A 4,118-nucleotide genomic window follows, 5' to 3' on the forward strand; every position below is an offset into this window, starting at 1 on the left:
GCGCCAGGCTGCCCGCGACCGGCCGCGGCCCCCAGCTCATGAGCAGCGTGAGTTCGCGGCGCAGGGACTGCGCCGCCCGCGGCACACCGGACTCCTCGGCGTGGCGCACGGCGTTCTCCATCGCCCGCTCGGCCGCGGCGAACTGGCCGGCGGCCAGGTAGGCGTTCGCCTGGCTGCGGCAGGCCAGTGCCGCGCCGACGTCGTCGCCGGAGCGGACGAAGTTGGCCAGCGACGCGGCGGCCTCGGTCAGGGTGACGGCGACCAGGCCCTCCGGGTCGGTGGAGAAGAGCACCCGCAGATGAGCGAGCCGGGCGTGCGCCCGCAGCCCGTCCTCACCGGCCCGCCGGGCCCGCTCGGTGACCTGGCGAAGGATGCGTTCGGCGTCGGAGAACCGGCCGAACGAGTACAGCGCCCAGCCAAGGTCGATCTCGGCGCGCAGCCGCAGCGGGTCGGTCTCGGGCAGCAGGGTGATGGCCCGCTTGAGGAGCTGGGCGGCGCCGGCTTCGTCGCCCTGGCGCACCCGGTCGGCGGCCTCGATGAGGCAGGTCGCCGCGGACCGGCCCAGCTCGACGGTCTCCGCGTCGCGCTGGCCGATCTCCACCCGATTGCGGAACGCCTGCTCCAGGTGGTAGCCGACGAGCTCGTCGTGCTCGCCCGGGCCGCCGACGAGACGGGCCTGCAGCCAGTGTGCGAACTGCTGGTGCAGATCGGCCCGGCGCTGCTTCGAGGTGGCCTCGTAGGCGCAGTCGCGCAGCAGCACGTGCAGGAACCGGAAGGCCTCGACGCCCGGCAGGTCCGAGCGGTCGGGGTGGACCAGCTCCTTGCGGACCAGGTTCAGGCAGTGCACGGCGACCATCGAACGCTCGGCCGGTTCGGACAGGTCGATGACGGCGTCGAGGTAGAAGCGCTCCCCGACGACGGCGGCGCGTTCCAACACGCTGCGCTCGGGCGGGTCGAGGCGGTCGAGCCGGGCGGCGAGCAGCGAGGAGATCGTCGGTGGCACGGTCACGTGGCGCAGGCTGCCGGTGGCGATCCAGCGGCTGCCCTCCCGCCGCAGCAGCCCGTCGTCGACGAGGGCGGCGACCATCTGCTCGACGAACAACGGGTTGCCGGCCGCCGAGGTGGTGATCCGGGTGACCAGCGCCGGGTCGAGGTCGTCGGAGCCCATGAGGCTGCGGATCAGGCGTTGGCAGCGGGCCTCCGTGAGCGGGGCGAGCAGCATCGAGGTGGCGTTGAACTTGCCGCCGCCCCAGTCCCGTCGGTCCTCCAGCAGCTCCTGGCGGGCCAGGCAGAGCAGCATGATCGGTGCGTCGCGGGACCAGTCGGCGATGTTCTCGATCAGGTCGAGCAGCGTCGGCTCGGCCCAGTGGACGTCGTCGAACCACAGGATCAGCGGCCGGCGTGCCGCCAGGGCCTGGAAGAACGAGCGGACCGCCCAGAAGCTCTCCTGCGGGCCGAGCTCGGCGCCGCCGAGCCCCACCAGCGGGGCGAGCGCCTCGACGATCTCGGCGGCCTGGCCGACGCCGTCGAGCAGTTCGCGCAGCCGGCGCCGGCCGTCCGGGGCCGCCTCGTCGGCGGTCAGTCCGGTGGCCTGGCGCACCATCTCCATCAGGGGCCAGTAGGCGATGCCCTCGCCGTAGGACAGGCAGCGGCCGGTGAGCACCGTGGCCCGGGTGGCCATGGAGGTGCAGAACTCGCCGACCATCCGGGACTTGCCGATGCCCGCCGAGCCGAGCACGGTGAACAGGTGGCAGGCGCGTTCCTCGGCCACCGCCTCGTACGCGTCCTGCAGGCGGCGACGCTCCCGGTTGCGGCCGATCACCGGCGCGGTGAAGCCGTGGACCTGCGCCCGGCTGCCCGGGCCGGCCGTCGGGTCGACCAGGCCGGTGAGCTGGTGCACCCGCAGCGGGTCGCGTTTGCCCTGCACGACCAGCGGGCCGACCGAAGTCACCGTGACGCTGTGGCGGATGAACCGGTGGGTGGTGTCGCCGATCAGAATCTCGTCCGGTGGTGCGGCGCTCTCCAGCCGGGCGGCGACGTTGACCGCGTCCCCGGTGACGCCGCCGCCGGCGACGGTGACCTCACCGGTGTTGATCCCGATCCGTACCCGCAGCCGCAGGCCCCACTGTGCCTGCAGATCGGCGTTGAGCGCCGCCATGGCGGCCCGGATGTCCAGCGCCGAGCGGACGGCGCGCAGCGCGTCGTCCTCGTGTAGTACTGGGATGCCGAAGACGGCGAAGACGGCGTCGCCGATGAACTTCTCGACCGAGCCGCCGTGGTTGTAGATCACCTCGCGCACGGTGGTGAAGAACCGCCACATCACCTGCTGCAGCGGTTCCGAGTCGATCTTCTCGCCGATGTCCGTCGATCGGGCGATGTCGACGAACATGATCGTTACAGTTTTGCGCGCTCCACTTCCCCCGGTGGGCAGGGGGTTCCCACACCCGGAGCAGAAGCGCGCCCGCTCGGGGTTGTCCTCCGCGCAGGTCGGGCACGGCACCATGTGCCGGATGGTAGGCCGATCTCGGGCCGGTGCGGTGGGGGATGCGCCTACCCGACGCGTCGGAGGTGATCCGTCCCACAGTGGTGCCACTTTTCTGTCCCGCCCGTGCGGTGGGCCCGTGGGGCGCGGCGAGCGATCCGTACCGCGTTGGCCGCCGCCCGTCGGACGAGGTGTATCGATCATGAGGACAGATCCCGTCCCACCGCGAACAGGCCGGTGACCAGGGCAAGGATCCCCCAGCCGATGGCACTCGCCTGCGCGACGAGGACACCGAACGCCGTCATGTCGTGGCCGATGAGCAGCCCCGGGCGCTGGCGCCGTCTGGGCCGAGGAAGTCGGTGACGTCGCCCTCGCGGTCCGCGAAGCTGATCGCCCGCACGGCGTGATGCGACCCGTACCGCTTGGTCAGGCGGTCTACCTGGACGACGGCGGTGACGGGAGCCTCCCGGCGGATCGTCCGATCGGGGCGGCCTCTACGGTAACCGCTCGCTGTCTGCGCCCCACCGTTGGGCTGCCCCGGAATGGGTGGATCCGGGCGCGGCGGGTACGTGCGCCGGGATGGACGCCAACAACGCGACGAGCTGGGCCCGCTGCGCCGCGGTGAGATGCCGGGTGAAGCCGGCCACCGTCTCCGCCCGCCGCCGGCGGCCGACGTCGATCGCCTCCCGGCCCGCCGGGGTGAGCGCCAGCAGCACCGCCCGCCGGTCGGTGGGATGCGAGCGGCGCGCCACCAGGCCCTCCGACTCCAGGTCGTCCACCGTCTCGGTCATCGTCCGGGGGGCCACCGCGACCGCGTCGGCAAGGTCGCGCAGCCGGCAGGGCCCGCTGTCGGCGAGCAACTGCAGGACCTTGAACCGGCGCAGGGTCAGCCCGACGCTTGCCCGCAGCGTCTCGTCGACCGCGCTGCGCACCTGGTGGCCGGCGGCGAGCAGCAGGTTCACGACCTCGTCGCCGGTGTCCGGTGGCGGCATCCGGGCGTCCTCCTCGTCTACGGTGGTGGTGGCGCTATCTTAGGACGATAGCCCTCACAGTGAGGGTGCCTCTCATAGTTGGGGTACCTCGGTCACGAAGGAGTCCCACGTGGATGCCCTCGCCTGTCTCATGACGCGTCGCACCGCGACCCGCATCGTCGAACCCGGGCCGACGACGGAGCAGCTCGCCGTCCTGCTCAGCGCCGCCACCACGGCGCCCGACCACAAGATGCTGCGACCGTGGCGGTTCGTCGTCGTCCGTGGCGACGCGCGGGCCACCCTGGCGGGCGCCATCGCCGCGGCGGCGCAGGCCGTCGGCACCCTGCCCGAACCGGTCGTGCGTAAGGCCGCCGGCAAGGCCACCCGCTCCCCGGCGCTCATCGCCGTCGTCGCGGCCCGCGTCGAGTCGAAGGTGTCCCGCGCCGAGCAGGACGCCTCCGCCGCCGCGGCGGCGCAGAACATCTGCCTGGCCGCTCACGCCCTGGGCCTCGCCTCGGCCTGGAAGTCGGTGCCGCTGCCGGACAGCGCGCAGGTCCGGGCGGCCTTCGGGCTGGCCGACGGCGAGGAGCTGGTCGGCTGGGTCGAGCTCGGCACCCAGGATCAGGCCGCGCCGCTGCCGCCGCGGCCCGCGGTCCCGCTCGACC

The 4,118-nt window shown here is 73.1% G+C and carries 3 protein-coding genes; 1 reads left to right on the top strand and 2 read right to left on the bottom strand.

Going from position 1 to position 4,118, the window contains the following annotated elements; all coding sequences use genetic code 11:
• Positions 1 to 2,503 (bottom strand): AAA family ATPase (locus ND748_RS26865; RefSeq protein ID WP_251749006.1); only part of this gene is annotated, 2,503 nt, incomplete at its 3' end.
• Between the two features lie 473 nt (positions 2,504 to 2,976).
• Complete coding sequence (locus ND748_RS26870) at positions 2,977 to 3,474, bottom strand: MarR family winged helix-turn-helix transcriptional regulator (protein WP_251749007.1); 498 nt, start codon at positions 3,472 to 3,474, stop codon at positions 2,977 to 2,979.
• 109 nt (positions 3,475 to 3,583) lie between these two features.
• On the opposite strand from ND748_RS26870, the gene ND748_RS26875 reads away from it, so the two are divergent.
• A partial coding sequence (locus ND748_RS26875; RefSeq protein ID WP_251749008.1) for a nitroreductase occupies positions 3,584 to 4,118 on the top strand: 535 nt, incomplete at its 3' end.

The organism is Frankia sp. AiPs1, assembly GCF_023716945.1.
Taxonomy (GTDB): domain Bacteria; phylum Actinomycetota; class Actinomycetes; order Frankiales; family Frankiaceae; genus Frankia.

Bases quoted from the DNA above. Each gene is read 5' to 3' on its own strand.
- ND748_RS26870 (WP_251749007.1), bottom strand. From the start codon at position 3,474: ATGCCGCCACCGGACACCGGCGACGAGGTCGTGAACCTGCTGCTCGCC.